Origin of the sequence: Neptuniibacter sp. QD48_55 (genome assembly GCF_047778115.1) — a bacterium.
Lineage (GTDB): Bacteria > Pseudomonadota > Gammaproteobacteria > Pseudomonadales > Balneatricaceae > Neptuniibacter.
This window is the reverse complement of the sequence record NZ_CP180555.1, coordinates 1,100,364-1,124,379: the sequence shown is the minus strand read 5'-3', so window position 1 is coordinate 1,124,379 and position 24,016 is coordinate 1,100,364. Positions and strand designations below refer to the sequence as shown.

The following is a 24,016-nucleotide window of genomic DNA, read 5'->3' as shown; positions in this document are numbered from 1 at the left end:
GAGAAATTACGTGATGAAATTTCCTTAAGCATAAACCCTAAAGCTAACTATAGGGTCAAGGATATATTAGAGAGGATATAAGATGTAAGGCGTCTACGACTGCTTTTCCATAGCAACATAACTGCCACTGAGACGCATAGCGACTTGGTCTTTCTGTTTAATTTCGATCACTAAATCCATCCGAGCACGGCCCTTAGCCTGCATTTTTTGATCAAAAACAGCTAATGCTTCGACATTAGGTAGTTGGCATTCTGCGGTAAAATCAGAGGTTACCGGTAGGAAATACTCGAGCTTACTCTCTCTGATAACCACATCATCGTTTCTGCCCTGAGCGCGAAGATACAAAGTCACAGCACTCCAACCACAGAGTGTAGATAAAGTTGCTAGAGATCCGCCAAAGCCTGTGCCCTTATCGTTTACATTAGGCGCAAGCGCTGCAGACATTCGCAAGCACTTGCCATCCCAATCTAAAGGCTTTACTCCCATATGATTAACCAATGGGATTTGTGATTTAAGCCAAGTAAGAAACTCAGTAGTACTGTTTGCTTCACTCAAAGGGTGCTACCTATACGCCAGTCCATTCAACGACATACTCCTGCTGATCATGCACAGGAGCCTTACGTAATTTCTTTGGTGTTCCTAGATAGATATAACCAATAATCGTTTCCTGCTCAGTTAAACCTAAGCCTTCACGTACAACTGAGTTATAAGCCATATCACCTGTTCGCCACATAGCCCCTAGCCCCTGAGCATAAGCAGCTAAAATCATATTCTGAGCGGCACAGCCTGCTGAAACCTCCTGCTCTAACACAGGAATTTTAGGACTATCTTTGACTGCAGCAATCACAACTAACATGCATGGCGCTCGAAGAGGCATCGCACGAATTTTATCTTGTTTTGCATCAGGCAGTTCAGCATCGTTGGCTAAAGCACCGCGGAGAAAAAGCTCACCAAGCTTTGCTCTCGCTTCGCCTTGCACAGACAAAAAGCGCCATGGACGCAGCGCTCCATGATCGGGCGCACGTAAAGCCGCTTCGTAAATATTCTTTAACTGTTCTTCGGTTGGGCCTGGCTCATTCAAAACCGGGCAAGAAACACGATTATGTAATAATTCTAAAGCTTCCATATTACCCTCTACTGGCGGCTCAAACGCAGATTATCAATATCTTCAGAATCACTACTTCTGAATGGATTAATATCTAAACCACCACGGCGAACATAACGTGCATAAACATTCAGGCTCTGTGGCTTACAGCGCTCCCAGATGTGCATAAAAATATTTTCTACACATTGCTCATGGAAGTCGCCGTGTTCGCGGTAAGAGATAATGTATTTCAACAGCCCTTCTCTATCGATCTCTTTACCGCAATAACTAATACCAAGCGTTGCCCAATCAGGCTGTCCCGTTACAGGGCAGTTTGATTTGAGAAGATGGCTATAAAGCACCTCTTCAATATCATCTTCGCCGGTTGTTAATAGCTCAGGCGCAGGTGTGTATTGGGTAATCTCAACATCATGATTATCGATACAGAAACCCGTGAATTGCCCAAATTCTGGTGCTTGATCAGGATGGTATATGCGAACCTCTACGCGTCCACCAGCGGCTGCTGAAAGATCTTCGATTAAGCGCTCTTTTACTTCGCTTTCAGAGGAAAATTTACTGAGATTGAATGAGTTCAAATACAGCTTAAACGACTTGGACTCGATAATATTTTCAGAATCAGCGAAGACCTTAAACTCAGCTAAACGCACCTCGGGTTTACCACGCTGATTCAACCAAGACATCTCATAGGCGTTCCAAATATCAACACCTACAAATGGAAGATCTTTACGTTCTACACCTTGCTGCTTCCAATTGACGTCGCGTGCAATTGGATACAACAGATTTGGATCATAGCTGTTAACGTATTCGGTACCTTGCCCTAATGGCGAGCAGGCAATTACATCATGTTCTTTCATTTAACTACGGATACCTTTACCGTTTTGTAGCAGATATAGGGCATATGAAAATAGACCGGCGATAAACAGAATAATCATGCCGAAAGCAAACCCTACATTTATATCACTTACACCTAGAATACCGTATCTAAAGGTATTCACCATATACAGAATCGGATTTAACTGAGAAACCCCTTGCCAAAACTCCGGCAGTAACTGTATCGAATAAAACACCCCACCCAAATAGGTTAAAGGGGTTAACACGAAGGTCGGAATGATGCTGATATCATCAAACGAGTTCGCAAAAACAGCATTGATAAAACCGCCTAAAGCAAACAGCACTGAAGTTAGGAATACAATCGCAATAGTCACTAGAAGGTTCTGAACCTGAAGATCGGTAAAGAATAGAGACAATATTGTGACAATTAAACCAACGCCCAACCCGCGCGCCACTCCACCTAGAACAAAACCACTCAAAATCACCCAGTTAGGAACAGGCGAAACTAGTAGCTCCTCAATGTTTTTTTGGAATTTAGTGCTATAGAACGATGACACTACGTTGCTATAGGAGTTAGTAATTACTGACATCATAATCAGGCCTGGCACTATATATTCCATATAGTCAAAGCCCCCCATCTCACCGATCCGGCTACCAATCAGATTACCGAAGATGATGAAATACAGTGTCATAGTGATGGCAGGCGGTAGCAGCGTCTGAGCCCAGATCCGCATAAAACGCTTAATTTCGCGTCGAACAATGGTCCAGAAAGCTACCAATAAATCTTGGGTATTCATGCCTAATCCTAATCCAAACTTTTATCTACCAACGCAACAAACAACTCTTCCAATCGATTGGATTTGTTACGCATACTACTCACATTCACACCCTGCTTTTCCAGCTCAACAAAGAGCGTATTCAAGCCCTGATGCTTTTCTACATCCACTTCTAACAGATGGTCACCTTGCAATCTGATTGGATAACCCGAGACCAATGGTGCAGCTTCTAAGTTCGAATCGAGATCAAGTAGGAAAGTTTCAGTATTCAGCTGCTGTAACAGAGCTCGCATACTGGTGTTTTTAACGATATTGCCCTGATCGATAATCGCAATATTGCGACAAAGACTTTCCGCTTCTTCTAAGTAGTGTGTCGTCAGAATGATTGTGGTTCCCGCCGCATTGATCTCTTGTAGGAACTCCCACATGGAGCGTCTTAATTCGATATCTACACCAGCTGTTGGCTCATCCAGAATCAAAAGCTTTGGATCATGCATCAATGCTCGTGCAATCATTAAACGACGCTTCATACCACCGGATAGCATGCGAGCAGCACCGTTACGCTTATCCCATAAACCTAGTTGTTTTAGGTAATAATCTGCTCTCTCTCCAGCTGCTTTACGGTTAATACCGTAATATCCCGCCTGAGTAATTAAAATATCCCGCACGTTTTCAAACATGTTGAAATTAAATTCTTGCGGCACAACACCCAGATATTTTTTGGCTTGAGTTAAGTCCTTATCTAAATCCACCCCGAAGATCGATACGCTGCCGGAGGTTTTATTCACCAAGGAAGAGACAATACCCAAGGTAGTCGATTTACCAGCACCATTAGGGCCGAGTAAGGCGAAGAAATCCCCTTGTTGAACATCAAAGGAGATATCCTTTAATGCCTCAAAGCCATTTCCATAGACTTTACGCAGGTTTTTTATAGAGAGCGCTAACGTCATTTATCTTTCCAAAAATATAAGCAGGTAATTATCCAAATCGACTTAAAACCTAAGCGAATTGAATCTCTCTTCGTAAGATTTCAGCAAACTGTGCAAATACAGGATTAAGTCAGGTGTAAGGCTGGCTGCAATGAGCCTGAGCTTATAAAATAACCCTGTCCATTATCTGGAGAGCAAAATGACATCTTACCAAATTCATCACCTGAATTTCTTAAAAATTGCTTACAATAACTTTATTAATCGAGATCCATTTAAATCAGAAACACCAACTCAAGATGATTTGGATTTTATCGAGGAATTTCAGCAGCTGATTGAGAATTTCGAATCGCAAGAAACCGGCGTTTACGAGCAAGGTGCTGATTTCATCGATAAAGCTTTCCGTCGTTATCCAGAGCTAGCGCACCTTATTGCTCGTGACCTTCTTTGGTTCTTTGGCGGTAATAATCTTCACAATATGACGGATGATGAGATCCAGAAATTCCAACAGCTTGATGAAATGCGCTTTGAAGCCGAAGAAAATGATCAAGAGTTTGATTACATCAATAAGCGTGCGGGTTTATTTGGCCAAAACTAATTAGTTTCAATCAGCCATGTAATGCCTATTCGAATGAGATCTCAACTGCCTGATTCATAACAAAATCAGGCAGCTCTTCAGCAGGCAAAGGCCGACTAAAATAGTAACCCTGGATTAGATGACAACCATGTTGTCGCAAATAAGATAATTGCTCACTGGTCTCAACACCTTCAGCCAAAGCCTCCAAACCCAAACTTTGGGCCAATACAATAATCGCCTTAACAATGGCTTCGCCTTCAGGGTCAGAGCCAATATCACGCACAAAGCTTTGATCTATCTTTAAGGTATTCAGCGGTAGTTTCTTCAGATAACTTAGGGATGAAAAGCCTGTACCAAAATCATCCATAGACAGAGAAAGCCCCATCTCACGGAATTTATGTAGTTTAGGGATAGTAATCTCTGGCTGTCTAAGCAAGAAGTTCTCGGTTACTTCTAAATCCAGCAGGTCAGGTGAGATTTGTGTTTCACGCATAACGCGCCTTACCGAAGGAAGTAGGCTCTCATGCATTATTTGCTGACCGGCAATATTCACACCGATACGGATATCCATTCCTTGATCGTGCCACTCTTTACCATTTCGACACGCTTCTCCTAATACCCACTCACCAATAGGGACGATAAGCCCCTGCTCTTCAGCAAGCGGGATAAATTTAGCTGGAGAGATCATACCCGCCTCTTCATGCTGCCAACGCAACAGGGCTTCAACCCCCATTACACTGCCATCACGCGCATCAATTTGCGGTTGATAGAATATTCTAAACTCTTCCTTCTCAAGCGCACGGCGAAGATCATTCACCAACGAGAAACGCTCATAACGCTGACTGCCCTGCTCATCATGGTAAAAACGTAATTGATTTTTACCGCTTTCTTTAGCATCAAACATTGCCACATCAGCATGCTGAATCAGACTAATCACATCCCGCCCATGCTCAGGGAAAAGTGAAATACCAATACTGACCGTACTAAAAATTTCATAACCATCGATAAAGAAAGACTGTCGAAACGCTCTAAGAATGTGTTGAGCAACCAGTTCGACTTCACGAACAGAATTTCGCCCTTCCAGCAGAATAGTAAATTCATCACCACCGAGGCGCGCCAAAATACCATCATTAGCGATCACTGTTTGAATACGTTCAGCGGTTTGCTGTAACAACTCGTCCCCAACAGGATGACCCAGCGAATCATTAACATCTTTAAAAGAATCTAAATCGCAGAAAAGCACAGCAACTATAGTGTCATCAGCTTCACAATGCCGAATAGCGTGTTCTACTTTTTCGTTGAAGTACAAACGATTAGGGAGCGCCGTCAATGGATCGTGGTTTGCCATCCAAATAAGACGCTTTTCAGCATGGAGACGTTCTGTGAAATCCAAACCTATAGAGAGTATCTGCGCATCAGCACCTGGAATATTCAGAACAGAGTGCAACCAAGATATTTGCAGCATCTGACCAGTATTCGACCTGATTGAAGATTCAATTTGAACTTTAGATTCTTTACGGGTGATCAAACTATCCAACAACAACTGATGCTGATCATGTTGTTTCGGGTCATGATTTAGATCTAGAAAATGCATCAGTCTCGCTTCTGATGCTGAAAGCCCAAGCACTTCCTGCCCAAATCTATTTAGGGTGACGATATTGCCACTATTATCCAAAGTTAGAATTATCGTTTCGGCTGTATCAAGCAGACTAGTAACAAAATCCCTTTCTGCCTCCAACTGAACTGAGCGCTCAGTAAGGTTTTGCGCCCTTTCGAGTAATGATGTCTCAAGCCGCTCCAACTGATTGGCCAATTCCAATGTACTATCTTTTAAAAGGTCTAATTCATCTTCATAGATAGCTTTACGCTGCATAGCACCAAGGCGCTGCCTCATTTCAGCAAATGCACTGCCAGCCAATAAAGGTAAGAGTACGGATATCTCGGTAATCATATTCAGCGGCGAACGAATCATTGCCAACTGAAATAATGCCGCCAAGAATAAACCTAGGCCAGAGACCAATAACTGCTGAAAAAGCTCTGCCTGAGCTTCTTGATAATTTTGAGTATGATCGTCAATTAAGATCCAGTATGCAGCACCCGGCTCAGCACCAAGAGGCGGTTGAAGAATGATCTGATACCTTTTCTCACCATGTTCAACTTCAAATACACCACCCTTTGGCGGAATACTCTTTTCACTTACCAACTTATTGAGCAAAATTACATTGTCAGACTTTTCAGTAAGATATTTGAGGTCCAACTTCCATAAACGAGCCGCTTTTACTTGGTTTTTTGGCTGCACAGCCAAACCAATATCCCTGCCGCTTTGTTTTTTAAAATCCAGGATGACATCACGCATTTCTCGCCCAACCACCATAACGCCCACATTGTCATTTTCGAGACGCACAGGCATAGCGACGTAGCGCAAACATTCTTTGACACAATAAAAGTAATTGTATGGTGTTTCTTTAGACAAAACTTGAGAGATCACAGAGAAAGGCAACTTAACCGTAATTCCCTGCTTATGGAGTGCTTGGCCATATTGATCATATAGATAAACAGCATCCATAGCCCCATTCATCAATAGTCCAGGGAAATAGCGCTCAATAGATTCAATATAGGCACCAGCAGAAGCACCGCTAGAATCGACAACGATAGGGATCATCTGTCCCATCTCTAGGAGACGATCATAAGACGAAGAGACCAAGCCCTCCAATACAAAAAGATCGCGCTCTGACGCCTCAAACTGTTCTTGAGTGGTCTTTTTGGTCAGTTGCACATATGAGTAATAGCTATACGCTAAGTGCAAGACAGCCAGCACCAAAACAAGGTTAAGAAAAACCTTCCAGCGCAGACTTAAAAAAGACCTTTCAGTTGAGCTCTCAATCGACATAGAGATTAAAACCTATAGGTCGCCTGTAGAGTAAGCATATCCCAATCCTCAACCTTCTCCCGATCATCCGGGTTTTCTTGAGCCGCTAACCAACCAGTACCTTCGACATGATGCCACTCAGCGCGCAATAACCAATGTTTACTTGGCTTCCAACCCACACCTAATGTCCAATCAAAGGCAAATTGAGTATGTGCTGGTTTCCCTAGTAGTGCAGCTGTTCTTTTACCATCACGGTCATCTTTATCTAAATAAAGCATGTCACGACGTAAAAATAGCGTTACATCCGAACTTAAACGGTGATCAAGCTGCAGATAAAAGGACTCCGTCGTATTTTCTGGAATTAATGCATAAGCACCGCCCAAGCTCCCCCAAGTGATCTCCTGTTGGAAATATTCACCTGTCAGACTCCATTTTTGCCAGTTGTACTGCATAGATAATGCAGTTACATCAATCTCGACACGGCCATCCCCTGGAGCTCCCGAGAGCAGATCTGGCATATCCGGACCGTCAAAATCTAATTTAAAGCCACCAATGGTCGCTGCAACAACAAAGCTATAGTCACTTAAGCTGTATTCGGTTCGCCATAAATGCCCTGTACTGTCACTAAAGGAACCATCCCAGTCATTATTCAGGTAAGCATATTCCACGTTTAGATCTTTGCGCGGCTCACCCATAACGAGTTCAGACTCTAAAGTGCCATGATCAAACAGGTAGCGACCGTATAATCTAAAACCATCCGAAGACAATTCTAAGTTTCGCGCTTTATCAAAATACAAAGATTGCGGCAAAACGGCAGATGGACGAGTAAAGGCAACATCTCGGGTTTTATTGTAAAAACCAAATGGGTTTTTAATTCGACCGACACCTATTCCAAAAGAACCTCGTTCACCTTCATAGATTCGGTAATCGAGCAAGCCATAATCGACCGTTAGATCTCCGTTATCGACGTCACCTGCTCTACGAGACATTAACTGCCCTGTTAGTAACAAGCGATCGCTTAAACGCCAAGACGCATTTCCAGCAATTTCACGAAAATCCCAGCTTCCTGACTCACTATTCCCATAAAAGCTATTGTCACTGGTATGGGTATACCCTTGGGTGATAAACCCATTGAATTCTATATCAGGTGCTCCTTGCACTGATAAAGATAAAGAGGCCATTATAATCAACAGCAACCTATTTAATTGTAATGACTTTAACATTCAGCCCTCCTTGGATCGATGTCATCACATAGCCTATTGCCCCTTTGGTTTGGGACACTCGTTGAAGCATTTCAGCTTCGGAATTAACCGTAATCGGTGACTGCCCTGCACCAGAAAAAACGGATCGATCCCAAATATTCGAAAGCTGATAAGGGAATATACCCAAAGACTGCTTAACAAAAAGCTGATGTTTATCTTGGTAAGGCGGAAGAATAAATACACGCACAGGCATACCATCAGGCCAAGTTCGTGTACGCATTGAGAAGATTGAAAGCAAATATTGCTTAGACAGACTTTCCAGAGATACCTCTGAATTGACTATCACCTCCGACAAAGCTGTCTTAGGCAGCAACAACAGCAGTAATAAAACCAGAATTCTGATCATACAATGAAGCCAACCACATCCTATGTGAAACAGCCTAGCATTATACCCAAACGGCATAAGTACCTTGTTTGGCCGAATATTCGCTTAGTTTAGACTAAACACACACTCACTGCCCAGTAACTGAGGAAAAAATAAGCATAAAGGAGGAATGGCGTCCCATAGGGGGTTCGAACCCCTGTTACCGCCGTGAAAGGGCGGTGTCCTAGACCACTAGACGAATGGGACGCAACAAATTGTAAACTCCGAAGAGTTGGAGCGGGAAACGAGGTTCGAACTCGCGACCCCAACCTTGGCAAGGTTGTGCTCTACCACTGAGCTATTCCCGCATAATCTCTCTGATTGAAAATCATCAAGAGAAATGGCGTCCCATAGGGGGTTCGAACCCCTGTTACCGCCGTGAAAGGGCGGTGTCCTAGACCACTAGACGAATGGGACGCAACAAATTGTAAACTCCGAAGAGTTGGAGCGGGAAACGAGGTTCGAACTCGCGACCCCAACCTTGGCAAGGTTGTGCTCTACCACTGAGCTATTCCCGCTTATTCTTTTTGATTAAAAAATCAGAAAGAAAATGGCGTCCCATAGGGGGTTCGAACCCCTGTTACCGCCGTGAAAGGGCGGTGTCCTAGACCACTAGACGAATGGGACGCTGCTGTTCCTCAAAGGGCGTTCCCTTGTGAGGAGGCGCGTATATTAAAGAACTGATTCTGGTGGGTCAACCCTAATTTTAAGAAAAAATTGCAGTTTTTTTATTATTGAAAAAATAATTAAAACAACGCTCAAAAATCGTACAAAAACAGCCCTAACCTATTGGTTAGAAAGGTGTTATTGATAGAGCCACTGCATTAGAAAATCCAAATATAACTACAACTGTTCAATTCGCGTCCAAAACAATAAAGCAAACAACAAGAACAATTTAATTGAAAGCCTAAACAGCTAAACAGCTAAACAGCTAAACAGCTAAACAGAAAACTTAACAGAGGGAATAAACAATCAAGAGAAGGGGAATTTCAGGCATAAAAAAACCAGCAATAAGCTGGCTGCATTTTGGAGCGGGAAACGAGGTTCGAACTCGCGACCCCAACCTTGGCAAGGTTGTGCTCTACCACTGAGCTATTCCCGCATATTCTTTTTAACTAAGAAGCTAGAAAGAAAATGGCGTCCCATAGGGGGTTCGAACCCCTGTTACCGCCGTGAAAGGGCGGTGTCCTAGACCACTAGACGAATGGGACGCTGTAGTTCCAGATAAGCTCTGAAAGCGGTGCATATAGTATATATACCCTTTCCCGATTACAAGCACTTTTTTGATTTTTTTATCTATAAAATCAGACACATTTTTTGATAGTGTAAACTTACTTATATAGATAGAGCGTTATACAATCTCCTAACTATTAAGACTTTTGAGAAATCGCTTTTCACTGGCAGTCAGGACCTACATTTATGAGCCCGACCTATATTGGACTTTTAATTCTTCTCGGTGTCGCCGTTATGGCAGGAATTGGATTTGCCGTTCAAGATATTGAAAACAAGAAAAGAGAGCGAAACCTTAGACTTATTACACTAAAAACAGCCATACGCCGTGCTTCTCACCTTTTTGAAGCCTTCCCCCCTATTCTTCTTACCAGCGAAATTCGTGCTTTATTGGTTAAATATCTAGAAGTCCGCTGGAACGCTGTGGTCGAACTTGATGGTTCAGAGTCCAACCGACAACAGCAAGCCGCTTTTCAAGCAATGGTAGGAACAGCTCAAGATCCTGTCAGCCACCCTTCTGGATCCATGACTCTTTTCGCTAACCCCAATGAAGCAGCTAGAGCGCTTGGGGTAATTAAAGAATTTGCTCAGTTTATTAGTGAAATTAAAAATAAGGGTGAACTCAATGGTAATACTGCTGATCAACTCACCCTTGAAGCTAAACGAATCTACGGCAGAATTGAGGTTGATATTGACCTCATGAGTGCAATAGAAACTGAAGAACGACAAGGACCTGAAGTAGTTGTTCATCACTACCGTAGCTGTTTTAGCAAACTTCAGAATTTAAACCGCAATCAAGAGTTGGATCGCCAGCTCTATGAAATCCGCACACACTTAACCCAGCTGGCCGAACGGATCGATCAAGCAAACGAAGAGAAACGCATCGCCAAAGAGCAAGAAAAAGATTCAGGTAAGAAATTTAATTTCTAGCTCCTCCCTTCTAAGGCCTACATAAACGTGGGCCTTCCCTTCAGATCATGAAGTGTCAAAGCCTTACTAAATACCCGATCAAACATACTTAATTTAGCTACCGATAAAATCGAAACTCTGTCTGATACTTAGTTACCATTCTTGGCGTATTCACTCGCTCTGTATTAAGCTGCCCAAAAAGCTGTTACAGAAAACTATGTATATTGATCACCAAATTGCCCAAAAAATCGTAGATCGCTCGATGAAAATCATCGGTCATAACGTCAATGTGATGAACCACCAAGCAATCATCGTTGGTTCTGGTGATCCTGATCGTATCGATCAACTCCACGAAGGCGCCCTACAGGTTTTAAATGCTAAAGCGGAGATCGATTTTGATTGCGACCAAGCTGAATCTTTAACCGGCGTGCAAGGCGGTATCAATATACCCATCACCAACGATGGACAGATTATCGGTGTTGTTGGGATTACCGGTAATCCCAACGAAGTGCGGAAATACGCCGATCTAGTCGTAATGACTGCAGAACTTGTTTTGGAACAAGCGATGCTCGCTGCACAAGTGCGCTGGGATCGACGTCTTCAAGAAAGCGTCATCGTGCGCTTGATTGAGGGCGGATGGCAGAACGATACATTGTTCAATGATCGTGTTGAACGAATGAAAATAGATCTAAACATCCCTCGCGTCGCCATGATCGTAGATCTTAGATCTGCCGAAACACAAAAAGATATCTCCCTCTCAACCATGCAAGGGATTTTGCGTTTACTAGAAAAACGCGATCCGGACACATTACTGGCTATATCCAGCCCAACTCAAATTGTTATTTTGCAAAAAATACTCTTACGAAATGAGCATTGGGATTATCAAAAAAGCCAAGAGCATCAAGAAAAATATCGCCTGCAGCTCGCTAAGCAAACTGATATTAACTTTCACATCAGTCTGGGCCAGTATTTTGAAGGTATAGAAGGTCTAGCTGAATCCTATCAAAGTGCTCTCAAAACCCTTGAGGTCGGCAAGCTAAGTCACCCTAAACAACAACTATTCTCTGCCAGAGAGATGTTGTTAGATCTAGTTCTTAAAGATTCATTAGAAAGCTGGAGTGGTCCACAATTATTGGCAGACTATGAAAAACTAGTTAAAAAAGATAGTAACGGCAGCTTACAAAAAACCCTGCAAGTCTATTTTGCTAATAACACCGACTTTGCACTCACAGCTGAGAGTCTGCATGTGCATCGAAACACTCTTCGCTATCGACTTGAGAAGGTTAATGAAATTTTAGATATCGATCTTAAAAACCTTCAGGACCTCTTCCGGTTATATATCGCTACCCGATTAAGTGAATGGGATAAAAAGCCAGAATAACTAAAATCACCTGCAATTGTGCAATCAGACAAAAACAAAACCGCTAAGCTTTGGTAATTTGTTGTTTTGTACGAAGCCGTCGCATGCACAACTTCGGATAATAATCCTCAAATCATTACTGGTTGTAGCTCTTGGCTGTCACCCTGCATTGCTTAAGGATTATTATGAAAATAGTTATTGCTCCCGACTCTTTTAAAGAGAGCCTTACCGCACAGCAAGTAGCTCAAGCTATACAACAAGGCTTTAGCGATGTTATCCCTGAAGCTGAATTTATCCAGCTCCCCGTTGCTGATGGCGGTGAAGGGACAACATCCGCGCTTATCACTTCTACCCAAGGCACTTTTTACCAAACCCAAGTACAAGATCCACTTGGCCAAACAGTCCTCGCCACTTGGGGCGTGTTGGGTGATGGCAAAACAGCAGTGATCGAAACGGCTGCAGCTTCAGGTTTAGACTTGATCCCTATAGATCAACGTAATCCGATGATTACCTCAAGTTACGGCACCGGGGAACTCATTCGTGCAGCATTAGATCAAGGCGCTACTAACATCATTTTTGGCTTAGGTGGAAGCGCAACCAATGATGGCGGCGCAGGTTTATTACGTGCTTTAGGTGCAAAACTGCTGGATTCAGCAGGCCACCCTCTTGCTCCAGGTGGAGGCTCACTACATAAACTGGCTGACCTGGATATAAGTCAATTAGATCAGCGCCTTCAGCATGTTACTTTCAAGGTAGCCTGTGATGTGGATAACCCACTTTTGGGCCCAGATGGGGCTTCAAGCATCTTTGGTCCGCAAAAAGGTGCCAGCCAAACTCAGGTTTCACGACTTGATCAAAATCTAGAACATTTTGCACAGTTTCTAACCCGAGCAAGCGGAGTCGATGTACGCGATATTCCAGGAACAGGGGCCGCGGGAGGCATTGGTGCTGCTCTTTGCGCTTTATTTAAGACCGAACTACAAAGTGGAATTGAGATCGTTTTGAATGCAGTCAATTTCGATCAACACCTTAAAACAGCAGATCTGGTGATTACCGGTGAAGGCAGTATTGATGGTCAAAGCCTACGCGGCAAAACACCTGTAGGCGTAGCGAAACGCGCCAAAGCATACAACTGTCCTGTTATCGCTTTAGCGGGTTCAGTTTCGCCAAAGCAAGCGCCACTTCAAGCATGCGGTATAGATGCCATTTTTAGTATCGTGCCAGGTATCGTCTCGTTACAAAACGCCCTAGAAGAAGCCGAACTAAATCTTCAAAACTGTGCAAGAAACCTCGCAACACTCTGGGCGTTAGGCCTAAGAAGAACCTAGCAAGTTCACATCCTCAGGGGACGATTGCTCCTGATCTCTTACAGCTTAGTTCTGTGCTCAGCCGGTCTTTTTAGACCGGTTTTTTTGTGTTTCTGAAATCTATCTCCAAAAACTTTTGTACATATGCACAAAAACCGCCCCTAAATAGTGCGCTAATTTTGTATTCCTGCCGAGGCGATAGATTTGTAGAGCTTCCATAATGTGCTCATACCTAAAAGGCTACAGGAACACAGATCATGAGAAGAACAAAAATCGTTGCCACTCTTGGCCCAGCCTCTGATTCCCCTGCGGTAATCAGTCAGCTGATTCAATCAGGTGTCGATGTTGTCCGCCTGAATTTCTCCCACGGAACTGTGACTGACCATAAAATTCGTGCACAACGTGTACGTGAAGCAGCCAAATCGGCTAACCGCTACGTTGCAATATTAGGCGACCTTCAAGGTCCAAAAATCCGCATATCCCGCTTTGTAGATGGCAAAGTCCTACTCAAAGCAGGTCAGGCTTTTACCCTTAATGCAGAGTTGGATACAGACGCTGGCAACCAAGATCAAGTCGGGCTTGATTACAAAGGCTTAGTGGATGACTGCCAAGCAGGAGACCTTTTGCTGCTGGATGATGGTCGCCTGACAATGCGTGTTGAAAGGATCTCCGCGCCAAAAATCCACTGCACGGTTGTCCTAGGTGGTTACCTATCTAATAACAAAGGCATTAACCGACAAGGTGGTGGGCTATCTGCCGCCGCGCTAACAGATAAGGATAAAGCAGATATTTTAGCTGCCGCGGAGATCGGTGTGGATTACCTAGCCGTTTCGTTCCCTCGCGATGCCGCCGATATGCAGGAAGCACGCGCCCTGCTCACTCCGACAGGCAGTAACGCAGGTTTAATAGCAAAGATTGAACGCGCTGAAACTGTCAGCAATCCAGAAGTACTGGACCAAATTATCGAAGCCTCTGATGGCGTTATGGTCGCGCGCGGTGACTTAGGGGTCGAAATTGGTGATGCCGAACTCATCGGCGTGCAAAAACAGATCATCCAACGGGCACGACAATTGAACCGTGTAGTTATAACGGCAACCCAGATGATGGAATCGATGATCACGAATCCGATGCCAACCCGTGCCGAAGTTTTTGATGTCGCCAACGCGGTTCTGGATGGCACCGATGCTGTCATGCTATCAGCTGAAACGGCTGCTGGTGATTATCCGGTCGAAACTGTTGAAGCCATGGTACGCGTGATAGAGGGCGCGGAAACTCAACCGCAAACAAGAACCTCTGGTCACCGAATGCATCAATCATTCTCAAATATTGATGAAACTATCGGTCTGGCCGCAATGTATGCCGCCAACCACCTATCTGGGGTTAAAGCGATTATTGCGATGACCGAGACCGGTGCCACTCCGCTACTGATGTCTCGCATCCGTTCAGGCTTACCTATTTTTGCCTTAAGCCCTAATCAAGAAGCCTTGCATCGAGCAGCCATATTTCGTGGTGTCGTGCCTCTATTTTTCGATGCCTCTTCCATCTCTCACGAACAGATTAACCAGTCTGCTGTAAACAGTTTAATCGACGCAAAAATCGTCACTGAAGATGATTTCGTCATGATCAGCAAAGGGGATTACCTCAATGTTCACGGTGGTACCAACACGCTAAAAATTGTTCGTGTAGGCAGTGATATCAAATAAGAAACATAACAGGAGGAGATGTCATGGAACCAACTAATACCTACGAACCCGCTGCTTGGCCGAGAGATTTTGACTTTCGAATAGAAGTGTCCGAGCAGCAAGAATTGCTAGAGATTCCGCATCCCACTGTGAATGAAACCGAAGGTACAAGTCATGAGCAAGATTAAACAGATCATCGGTCGCGAAGTCCTAGACTCACGTGGCAATCCAACGGTTGAAGCGGATGTCATTCTAGACTCAGGCGTTTCCGCTACCGCTTGCGCCCCTTCAGGTGCGTCTACTGGTTCCCGAGAAGCTTTAGAGCTACGGGACGGCGATAAAAAACGCTATCAAGGAAAAGGCGTTTTAAAAGCGGTTGCCAATGCAAACGGATCCATCAACCAAGCTCTACAAGGCATGGATTGTTTAGACCAACAACAGCTAGACCAATGCTTGATCGAACTCGACGGTACCGAAAACAAAGCTAACCTGGGTGCCAATGCAACCTTAGCGGTATCTTTAGCTGTCGCTAAAGCGGCTGCTATCGAAAAGCAAATACCTCTGTATGCCTACATTGCAGAAATTAATGGCACACCCGGCGAATACCTAATGCCAGTACCAATGATGAATATCCTTAACGGCGGTGAACACGCCGACAATAATGTGGATATTCAGGAATTTATGGTACAGCCACTGAATTTCATTAGTTTTTCTGAAGCGTTGCGCTGTGGAACAGAGGTTTTCCATAGTTTGAAAACAGTACTACAACAGCAAGGCTTAAAAACTGCGGTAGGTGATGAAGGCGGCTTTGCTCCAGATTTAGGCAGCAATGAGCAGGCATTAATCGTTATTAAGCAAGCAGTTGAACAGGCCGGGTATCAACTAGGTACTGATATTAGTCTGGCGTTAGATTGCGCTGCTTCCGAATTTTACCAAGATAACCTCTATCAACTAAGTGGTGAAAACAAGCAGTTTAGTGCCAGTGAATTCAGCAACTATCTAGCTGAACTGACTGCTAAATACCCAATTCGCTCGATCGAAGATGGCATGGACGAATCCGACTGGCAGGGCTGGTCAGAACTTACGCAAAAGCTAGGCGATAAAGTCCAATTGGTCGGCGATGATCTGTTTGTAACCAACAGCAAAATTCTACAACAGGGAATAGAACAGAAGGTTGCTAACTCAATACTGATCAAATTTAACCAGATCGGCACTCTTTCTGAAACACTGGATGCTATTCGCTTGGCCAAAGCAGCGGGTTATAGCGTCGTAATTTCTCACCGTTCAGGTGAAACCGAAGACACCACCATTGCAGATTTAGCCGTTGGCACTGCTGCGGGCCAGATAAAAACCGGATCTTTGTGTCGCTCTGATCGTGTCGCGAAATACAACCGCCTTCTTCGAATTGAAGCCGAATTAACCGGCGAAGCTCCTTATCCCGGAGCATCAATTTTTAACTAAGCATTACCTCAAGAACCCCATGCGAATAAGTCGATATCCGCATTACTACTATAAAAATAGAAACTGGAGTTACTTATGAAAACCATGAGAAAAACCATTCTGAGTACAGCGATTGTTGCAGCTACTGTATCAATGTCTTCCACAGTATTAGCAGAAGGCAGAGTATTGTTGAAAACACCTATTGCTTTTGCGACCAACCTGCCAGCATTAGGCTCTCCTATTGTTGAAGTAGCAGAACGCCTGAATAAGATTAGTGGTGGCAATATCAAAATGAAGGTGTATGAGCCAGGTAAACTTGTTGCTCCACCAGAAATCCTTGACGCAGTATCTACAGGTAAGATTAATTCAGGCTATGCAACGGCTGGATATTGGCAAGGTAAGATCCCAGCATCCGCATTGTTTTCAGCAGTACCGTTCGGTCCCGAAGCGGGTGAATACCTAGCTTGGTTGTACTATGGCAATGGCCGTAAGTTATGGCAAGAAATGTACGACTCTCATGGCTATAACGTACACAATATCCCTTGCGCGATTAATCCACCAGAAACCTCTGGCTGGTTCTCTAAACCGATCGAAAAGCCGGAAGACCTTAAAGGCATCAATATGCGTTTCTTTGGCCTTGGCGCTAAAGTCATGGAAAAAATGGGCGTAGGTACGGTACAGCTACCTGGTGGTGAAATTTTTGGCGCACTAGAAAAGGGCGCGATTGATGCCACTGAGTTTTCCCTACCACAAATCGATCAACGCCTAGGTTTTCATAAGATCGTAAAATATAACTACTTCCCAGGCTGGCACCAGCAAGCGACCCTGCATGAGCTGCTAATCAACAAAGACACTTGGAATAAGCTTTCTCCGACGCAACAAGAAATTATTGAAACAACCTGTAAAGCCTCTATCACTGAGTCTCTAGCAGAGGGTGAAGCAAGTCAGTTTGAAGTATTAGCGCAGTCCGCAGAAAAAGGCGTTGAACTACGTTACTGGAACGACACTATGTTAACAGCCTTCAAATCCTCTTGGGATGAAGTAGTAGCAGAGCAAAGTGAAAACGCTTTCTTCAAAAAAGTATGGGATGACATGAGTCAGTTCCGCGGTGGTTACGATTTATGGGAGTCTTTGGCTTACCTTCCACGTACTAAGCCTCAAGACTAAGCATCAAATAGCCTGATTCACACCGAGTCAGGTCTATGTCATACCCGTTCAGAACGGTTATTCGACCGTTCTGAACACCTCTTTTCTTTTCAGAATTTCCAAGGGTGGGTCCCGTGAATAATCTGTCTTCCTCTCATCAAGAGCAGGTTGCATTTGCTGATGCAATCGATCTGTTCATACGCAGGACTGGGATGCTTATCGCATCGGTATATGTCGTATTAGTACTGGTGATCATCACCCAGGTAGTTCTGCGTAAAGGTTTTGCTAGTGGTTTAATCGCTTTAGAAGAGCTGCAATGGCATCTATACGCTGTCGGCGTTATGTTTGGTTTAGCTTATGCGCAAGTCAATAACGCCCATATCCGCGTTGATCTTCTCTACGGAAAATTCCGGTTACGTACCAAGGCATGGGTCGAAATTTTTGGCATGTTATTTCTGGTCTTCCCTTTTATTGCCGTCGTATTTTTCCACAGTCTCGAATTTGTTCATTCCGCATGGGTCATCAATGAGCATTCCGACGCTCCTTCAGGGCTTCCATACCGCTGGCTCATTAAAGCAGTCATACCTGCCAGTTTTGGCCTTTTATTCCTAGCTTGTGTGTCGCGCTTTATTCGAGATATCTGCTTTTTGTTACGAGGTAAGCACTGATGGAAATCAATGAGATTCTTGTCATTGCGATGTTCCTATCATTCATCGCACTACTTTTTACCGGTATCCCCGTTGCCTACGTGCTGGGTGGTATTGGCGTTATTTTTGCCCTAGTAGGCTACCTATCTGATATCTACTTAGGCACTTTAACTGGATTAGATTTCACCACCTTAGGGCTTGTGGTTAACCGCCTGTTTAAGATCATGGATAACTGGATTCTGGTCGCCCTGCCGATGTTCATTTTTATGGGCAATATGCTAGACAAATCCGGTGTAGCGGAGCAGTTAATGGAATCCCTTCAAGAACTGTTCGGCAAAGTCCGCGGCGGCTTGGCTATCACTGTAACAGTAATCGGTATTATCCTAGCGGCCTCCACTGGCATTATAGGCGCATCAGTAGTTCTACTCGCTATGATGTCACTACCTTCTATGCAAAAACAGGGCTACTCACTACCGCTTGCGTTAGGGACAATCGCCAGTGCCGGTACTTTAGGCATTTTAATACCGCCAAGTATTATGCTGGTGATTATGGCCGACCAATTAGGTTTGTCTGTAGGCGATCTGTTTATGGGTGCGGTATTCCCAGGTCTTATTTTGGGCGGTTTATATATCGCCTATATCCTGATCACCGGCTTTATTAAACCTGAAGCGGCTCCAGTTCCTAAGGACGTCCAGCCTGTAACTATGAATACAGTAATCAAGGTATTAAAAGCGATCACCCCAACAGTACTACTTATCTTTGTTGTTTTGGGTTCCATATTCGCTGGTATAGCAACGCCGACAGAGGCCTCAGGTGTAGGTGCCTTCGGCGCTACGCTGCTTGCAATATACAATCGCAAATATAACTTCAAGGTATTAAAGGAAGTTTTACACGGCACTTACAACACTACTGCTTATATCTTTGCCATCTTTATCGGTGCTACCTGTTTCGCTCTGGTATTAAGAGAGTTAGGCGGTGATGAACTGATCGAAAGCTTCCTAACCGGCTTACCATTTGGGGATTACGGCATAGTCGCGTTTATTCTGCTGATTATATTCCTGCTGGGCTTCTTCCTAGATTGGATAGAAATCACGCTGATTATTCTGCCTCTATTAGCACCAGTAATTTCAGCACTTGGTTTAGATATCAACGGCTATGGCGTAGTGGATAACCCAGAGTTGGTTTGGTTCGTCATGCTCGTTGCGATGGCCTTACAAACATCATTCCTCACCCCACCGGTAGGGTTTGCTCTGTTCTATCTAAAAGGCGTGTGCCCACCAGAGGTAAAACTAACTCAAATTTACCGTGGTGTGATTCCTTTCATCCTCCTGCAATTGACTGCACTGGTGATGCTCGTTTTCTGGCCTCAGTTGGTCACTTGGCTACCGGCCTTCGCTTACGGCTAATAAGATTTAGATAGCTGATACCTATAAAACTCCTCTTTAAGAGGAGTTTTTTGTTTTCGCAATATAGATAAACACATACTCGCCTATCTGTAATCCCTAATTTTGGAGTTAGCCCAAGACTGTCATCCTTAACCTCAAGTTAGCACAGGTTAACTCTTTTCAAGGAACTCCCCTTCTCCTTGACCGAGTAACTGAAAACTGACTCAGGAATATCCTTATATAGGAGATAGGAAAATTGAAATCACAAATAGCGATAGTCACAGGTATTTTATTAAGCTTTAACGCAGCAGCGGATGAGGAATGGATCTTTGGTATCGGAGCCGGCGTTACAAGTTATGAAAGTGCATATAAAGGTGTAAGCACTGAAACCACTGTATTCCCTAGCTTATACGCACAGAAAGGTAACTTTTTGTTAGTTGGAAACAAAGCCCAATACACCCTTTACGGTAATAGTAAATTTCAAGTCAATCTATTGGGTCAATACCGTTTCGAAGGTTATGAAGCAGATGATTCCTATATGCTCCACGGCATGGAAGAACGCGATGGTGCACTTGAAGCAGGTGTCAGTGCAACGTTCGATACACACTACGGCATATTGTCAGCCTCTTTTGTGACAGATATCTCTGATACCCACGAAGGGCATGAACTATCTGTTGGCTGGGCCAAACCTTATCAGCTTAATGCCAAATGGATGGTAAAACCCTCTTTAGAACTAAACTGGCGTAGTGACGATCTGAACAATTACTACTACGGCGTAAAATTGAACGAAGCAACCGCACAGCGAGCTGTGTACAAAGCAGGTAGCAGTACGACCTACCGCACGGGGGTTGATGCTTTTTATATTGTGGATAAACAACAAACCATCCAGATGGGTATAGGCGTTAAAGGTTGGGGCAGCGAGATCGAGGATAGCCCTATTGTTGATCGCAGCAACAGCCCTGAAGTAAAAGCAGCTTATACTTTCCGTTTCTAGTCGATCTAGTTAGAGGTTACGGCAGATAAATAACGGGCCACTGTTATATTGCCGTGACCCCAACTCTATATTTCAACTACCCATTACCAATCCCTTTTATCTGTAGTATTTCGCCCTGAATTTCGTAAAGAATCTAGGCTAAAAGCGCGAGAAAGAAGCAATTTTAGCTGCTAAACCTGTTTTGCATTTCACATATTGACTCCCCTACGCCCTTCCCTCATGGTGCGCCCTTTTTTTTAAAATGTGGAGCCCTAGGCTTAACTATGAACGCAGTGATTATTGCAGTGCTAACCATGTTGGTACTGAGCCTTTTTAGAACCCATGTGGTTATTGCCCTTTTGATTGGTGCGCTTGTCGGCGGCTTATCAGGTGGATTGAGTCTAGATGCTACAATCAATGCTTTTAATGCTGGGATTGGCGGCGGTGCAAGCGTTGCCTTAAGCTATGCATTGCTTGGTGGCTTTGCAGTCGCAATTGCACAATCAGGCCTGCCCCACTTGTTAGCGAATAAAGCAATAACAGTGATTGGCCAAGATCCTACGCCAGCACGCGTCAACAAGATCAAAACGCTACTACTCCTAATCATCTTAGCGGTAGCCATTTCGTCACAAAACTTAATCCCAATCCACATTGCATTCATCCCACTATTAATACCGCCTTTGCTTCTAGCAATGAGCAAACTGAAATTGGATCGACGTTTAATTGCCTGCGTACTGACCTTTGGTCTAGTAACCCCTTATATGCTTCTGCCGGTAGGGTTTGGGGGAATATTCCTTAACGAAATTCTACTGAAACATATTGGTCAAGGCGGACTGGACACAACGGGTATCTCAGTTATTCAAGCGATGAGCATACCTGCTGCAGGGATGTTGTGCGGACTATTGATCGCAGTTTTCGTCAGTTATCGCGGGAAACGTCGATATGATCAGTCAAAGATTAAAGCTGTCGAAAACAACGTTAATGACTTTAATTCTAAGAGCATTGTCGTTGCTCTCTTAGCAATCGGTGTAGCCTTCGTAACACAGCTAGTTACCAACTCCATGATCATCGGGGCTATGCTTGGCTTTATCCTATTTACCGTTACTGGTGTGATCCGTTGGAAAGAATCTGACGGTGTATTGACCGATGGTATGAAAATGATGGCAACCATTGGCTTTATCATGATTGCCGCATCAGGTTTTGCTGAGGTGCTTAAAGAAACTGGTGATATCGCTGCGCTAGTGACAAGCTCAGTGGACGTTATTGGTCAAAATAAACCGATAGCCGCCTTCTTGATGTTATTGGTGGGTTTGCTAATTACTATGGGTATAGGCTCATCGTTCTCAACAATCCCAATTATTGCAGCTATCTACGTACCATTAGCTGTTCAGTTAGGCTTTAGCCCTTTAGCTATCGTTGCTCTAGTCGGCACAGCAGCAGCTTTAGGTGATGCAGGCTCCCCTGCGTCTGACTCGACCCTAGGTCCAACATCAGGCTTAAACGTCGATGGGCAACACAATCATATCTGGGATACGGTTGTACCGACATTCTTACACTATAACTTACCTCTACTTGCCTTTGGTTGGTTTGCAGCTGTAACGTTATAAAAGCACAGAACAAGCAGGCCTTAGCTTAAAGCAAGGCCTGCACCCTGCCACCGAGACCACCGCTTCAATCTATATTTACTCTTTAGCAAAGATTAGAAAACAACTCTTAAGAACTAAGACTAAGGATCTATGAAAATTGCTTTATTAGCCGAGCAACTAGGCGCATAATCCGCGCCAAATCTTTAACACACCCTTCAGGGTTCGAGATATTAGCATGTTGCAGAAAGGCCGAATTTCCTCTCGATCGATTATCAATACAGTCATCGCGTACAGCATAACCGGCTTTATTCTATGCCTTGCCTATACACAGACCAGCCATGAAACTGAGTTTTTAGCTAACTACCGCTTAGTATTAACGCTTGTACTTATTCCAATTATCATAAAATTCTTGATCCAGCTGATCGCAGCCCCCCTCTCAGGAGTCATTGATTTCTTTCGAGACAAACCCGTTTTAGGCCAAGAACCCTCTGTGAGTGTATTAATTCCAGCATGGAATGAAGAGGTTGGTATTTTAAACACCCTACGATCTACGTTAGCTGCCGACTATAACAACTATGAAGTGATCGTCATCAATGATGGATCAACTGATAAAACCGACCAGTTCCTTAGTGAATTTATTGCACAGTACAACCCCAACAATCCAATAAAACTACGCTACTTTGCACTAGAGAACGGGGGCAAAGCCAAAGCGCTTAATCATGCACTACAGTATGCGAATGGAGAGATCGTACTCACTATCGACGCTGACAGCCTAATGCACCCCAAGGCTATTCGGAACATGGTGAAGAAATTTTCATCTGATAAGGTAGCTGCTGTTGCTGGCAACGTAGCCATCGGTAATGGCCATGCAGGGCTCGGGATTATCCAACAACTCGAATATCTCTGCGGCTTCTTTATGAAAAGAGCTGATTCTGTTTTCAATGCAGTTTACATTATTGGCGGAGCCGCTGCAGCGTATCGCCGATCCGTACTTATTGAGGCAGGTGGATTTGATCATAATGTCATTACTGAAGACATTGAAATATCTACCCGTATACTAGGCATGGGTTATCACTGCCGTTACGCACCTGACGCCATCATTTATACGGAGGGCCCTTCGGATCTAAAGAGCCTCTGCAATCAGCGTTTGCGCTGGAAGTACGGGCGTTTTCAAACCTTTATCAAACATCGTGAACTGTTTTTTAATAGTTCGAAAACCAATAACTATTATCTGTCCTGGTTACTTTTGCCAACTGCGCTTTACGCAGAGTTTCTATTACTACTAGAGCTTCCCTTGCTAACACTATTTTTCACCTACATTGTTTATACCGGTGACTATATCACCCTGAGTCTTTGTATATTACTAATCTCGGCGCTTGTAAGTTTCCAGACTTCGTATGATTCCCAGCCACGTTTCCATATGCGGATGCTATATTACGCTCCCATCGCTTGGCTAATCTGGTATGTCGTCGATGCAGTAGAGTTCCAAGCACTCCTCAGAAGCTTAAAGCGACTAAAACGCAAAGAAGGCCTTCAATGGCAATCATGGAATAGAACTGGATTAGCGAACCCATCACCTACAGAGTCTGAGAAACCGATGCTATAACGGAAACACTCTACTCACTCGACCCCTCAATGGAT

Annotated in this window: 21 protein-coding genes and 7 tRNA genes; 13 read left to right on the top strand and 15 right to left on the bottom strand. The window is 44.1% G+C overall.

From position 1 onward, the window contains the following. Window positions 1–93: 93 nt before the first annotated feature. From ACMXYW_RS05090 to ACMXYW_RS05070, 5 genes are read right to left on the bottom strand one after another with little or no spacing between them, the layout of a single operon-like run. On the bottom strand, window positions 94–555 hold the full coding sequence (locus ACMXYW_RS05090; protein WP_415900495.1) for a YiiD C-terminal domain-containing protein: 462 nt from the start codon (window positions 553–555) through the stop codon (window positions 94–96). Between the two features lie 10 nt (window positions 556–565). Then, window positions 566–1,126 (bottom strand): NAD(P)H nitroreductase, encoded by a 561-nt coding sequence (locus tag ACMXYW_RS05085; RefSeq protein WP_415905450.1) that lies wholly within the window; start codon window positions 1,124–1,126, stop codon window positions 566–568. An 8-nt stretch (window positions 1,127–1,134) separates the two neighbouring features. Then, window positions 1,135–1,959, bottom strand: coding sequence for an NADPH-dependent 7-cyano-7-deazaguanine reductase QueF (gene queF / locus ACMXYW_RS05080; protein ID WP_415905449.1), 825 nt, complete (start codon window positions 1,957–1,959; stop codon window positions 1,135–1,137). After that, window positions 1,960–2,733, bottom strand: coding sequence for an ABC transporter permease (locus ACMXYW_RS05075; protein WP_415888751.1), 774 nt, complete (start codon window positions 2,731–2,733; stop codon window positions 1,960–1,962). 8 nt (window positions 2,734–2,741) lie between these two features. Beyond that, complete coding sequence (locus ACMXYW_RS05070) at window positions 2,742–3,662, bottom strand: ABC transporter ATP-binding protein (protein ID WP_415905448.1); 921 nt, start codon at window positions 3,660–3,662, stop codon at window positions 2,742–2,744. 178 nt (window positions 3,663–3,840) lie between these two features. Between ACMXYW_RS05070 and ACMXYW_RS05065 the strand changes: the two genes are divergently transcribed. After that, the gene (locus tag ACMXYW_RS05065; protein WP_415900491.1) at window positions 3,841–4,236 is read left to right on the top strand and encodes a PA2817 family protein; all 396 of its coding nucleotides are present in this window, start codon (window positions 3,841–3,843) and stop codon (window positions 4,234–4,236) included. A 25-nt stretch (window positions 4,237–4,261) separates the two neighbouring features. On the opposite strand, the gene ACMXYW_RS05060 is transcribed toward ACMXYW_RS05065, so the two are convergent. The 10 genes from ACMXYW_RS05060 to ACMXYW_RS05015 form a co-directional block, all read right to left on the bottom strand. Beyond that, the gene (locus tag ACMXYW_RS05060) at window positions 4,262–7,105 is read right to left on the bottom strand and encodes an EAL domain-containing protein (RefSeq protein ID WP_415905447.1); all 2,844 of its coding nucleotides are present in this window, start codon (window positions 7,103–7,105) and stop codon (window positions 4,262–4,264) included. A gap of 5 nt (window positions 7,106–7,110) precedes the next feature. After that, window positions 7,111–8,307 carry a hypothetical protein gene (locus ACMXYW_RS05055; RefSeq protein WP_415905446.1) on the bottom strand — a complete coding sequence of 399 codons (1,197 nt, stop codon included), beginning with the start codon at window positions 8,305–8,307 and terminating at the stop codon, window positions 7,111–7,113. After that, window positions 8,282–8,692, bottom strand: a complete 411-nt coding sequence (locus ACMXYW_RS05050) for a hypothetical protein (RefSeq protein ID WP_415900488.1) — start codon at window positions 8,690–8,692, stop codon at window positions 8,282–8,284. The genes ACMXYW_RS05055 and ACMXYW_RS05050 overlap by 26 nt, the downstream gene beginning before the upstream one ends. A 149-nt stretch (window positions 8,693–8,841) precedes the next feature. Next, window positions 8,842–8,917, bottom strand: a tRNA-Glu gene (locus ACMXYW_RS05045). Window positions 8,918–8,943: 26 nt separating this feature from the next. Further along, window positions 8,944–9,018: transfer RNA gene (locus ACMXYW_RS05040), tRNA-Gly, on the bottom strand. A gap of 33 nt (window positions 9,019–9,051) precedes the next feature. Next, window positions 9,052–9,127, bottom strand: a tRNA-Glu gene (locus ACMXYW_RS05035). Between the two features lie 26 nt (window positions 9,128–9,153). Beyond that, a tRNA-Gly gene (locus ACMXYW_RS05030) sits at window positions 9,154–9,228 on the bottom strand. 33 nt (window positions 9,229–9,261) lie between these two features. Beyond that, a tRNA-Glu gene (locus ACMXYW_RS05025) sits at window positions 9,262–9,337 on the bottom strand. A 400-nt stretch (window positions 9,338–9,737) separates the two neighbouring features. Then, a tRNA-Gly gene (locus tag ACMXYW_RS05020) sits at window positions 9,738–9,812 on the bottom strand. A 33-nt stretch (window positions 9,813–9,845) separates the two neighbouring features. Next, window positions 9,846–9,921, bottom strand: a tRNA-Glu gene (locus ACMXYW_RS05015). Window positions 9,922–10,129: 208 nt separating this feature from the next. On the opposite strand from ACMXYW_RS05015, the gene ACMXYW_RS05010 reads away from it, so the two are divergent. The 12 genes from ACMXYW_RS05010 to ACMXYW_RS04955 all read left to right on the top strand — a co-directional run bounded on the left by ACMXYW_RS05010 (window position 10,130) and on the right by ACMXYW_RS04955 (window position 23,981). Further along, window positions 10,130–10,870 carry a hypothetical protein gene (locus ACMXYW_RS05010; protein ID WP_415905445.1) on the top strand — a complete coding sequence of 247 codons (741 nt, stop codon included), beginning with the start codon at window positions 10,130–10,132 and terminating at the stop codon, window positions 10,868–10,870. A 196-nt stretch (window positions 10,871–11,066) separates the two neighbouring features. Then, the gene (locus tag ACMXYW_RS05005) at window positions 11,067–12,230 is read left to right on the top strand and encodes a sugar diacid recognition domain-containing protein (protein WP_415905444.1); all 1,164 of its coding nucleotides are present in this window, start codon (window positions 11,067–11,069) and stop codon (window positions 12,228–12,230) included. A gap of 164 nt (window positions 12,231–12,394) precedes the next feature. Further along, window positions 12,395–13,537, top strand: a complete 1,143-nt coding sequence (locus ACMXYW_RS05000) for a glycerate kinase (protein WP_415905443.1) — start codon at window positions 12,395–12,397, stop codon at window positions 13,535–13,537. A gap of 236 nt (window positions 13,538–13,773) precedes the next feature. Further along, window positions 13,774–15,219 carry a pyruvate kinase gene (gene pyk / locus ACMXYW_RS04995; RefSeq protein ID WP_415905442.1) on the top strand — a complete coding sequence of 482 codons (1,446 nt, stop codon included), beginning with the start codon at window positions 13,774–13,776 and terminating at the stop codon, window positions 15,217–15,219. 23 nt (window positions 15,220–15,242) lie between these two features. After that, window positions 15,243–15,386: a hypothetical protein gene (locus ACMXYW_RS04990; RefSeq protein WP_415905441.1), complete on the top strand. Its 144-nt coding sequence runs from the start codon at window positions 15,243–15,245 to the stop codon at window positions 15,384–15,386. Beyond that, window positions 15,373–16,659: a phosphopyruvate hydratase gene (gene eno / locus ACMXYW_RS04985; protein WP_415905440.1), complete on the top strand. Its 1,287-nt coding sequence runs from the start codon at window positions 15,373–15,375 to the stop codon at window positions 16,657–16,659. Before ACMXYW_RS04990 ends, eno begins: the two co-directional genes overlap by 14 nt. A 75-nt stretch (window positions 16,660–16,734) precedes the next feature. After that, the gene (locus ACMXYW_RS04980; protein ID WP_415900483.1) at window positions 16,735–17,805 is read left to right on the top strand and encodes a TRAP transporter substrate-binding protein; all 1,071 of its coding nucleotides are present in this window, start codon (window positions 16,735–16,737) and stop codon (window positions 17,803–17,805) included. Between the two features lie 113 nt (window positions 17,806–17,918). Beyond that, the gene (locus tag ACMXYW_RS04975; RefSeq protein WP_415892106.1) at window positions 17,919–18,452 is read left to right on the top strand and encodes a TRAP transporter small permease subunit; all 534 of its coding nucleotides are present in this window, start codon (window positions 17,919–17,921) and stop codon (window positions 18,450–18,452) included. Then, the gene (locus ACMXYW_RS04970; RefSeq protein ID WP_415905439.1) at window positions 18,452–19,837 is read left to right on the top strand and encodes a TRAP transporter large permease; all 1,386 of its coding nucleotides are present in this window, start codon (window positions 18,452–18,454) and stop codon (window positions 19,835–19,837) included. Before ACMXYW_RS04975 ends, ACMXYW_RS04970 begins: the two co-directional genes overlap by 1 nt. Before the next feature lie 235 nt (window positions 19,838–20,072). After that, window positions 20,073–20,810 (top strand): MipA/OmpV family protein, encoded by a 738-nt coding sequence (locus tag ACMXYW_RS04965; protein ID WP_415905438.1) that lies wholly within the window; start codon window positions 20,073–20,075, stop codon window positions 20,808–20,810. Between the two features lie 263 nt (window positions 20,811–21,073). Beyond that, entirely contained in the window at window positions 21,074–22,396 is a 1,323-nt protein-coding gene (locus ACMXYW_RS04960; RefSeq protein WP_415905437.1) for a Na+/H+ antiporter family protein, read from the top strand. 214 nt (window positions 22,397–22,610) lie between these two features. Beyond that, the gene (locus tag ACMXYW_RS04955) at window positions 22,611–23,981 is read left to right on the top strand and encodes a glycosyltransferase (protein ID WP_415905436.1); all 1,371 of its coding nucleotides are present in this window, start codon (window positions 22,611–22,613) and stop codon (window positions 23,979–23,981) included. The last annotated feature ends 35 nt before the right edge of the window (window positions 23,982–24,016 follow it).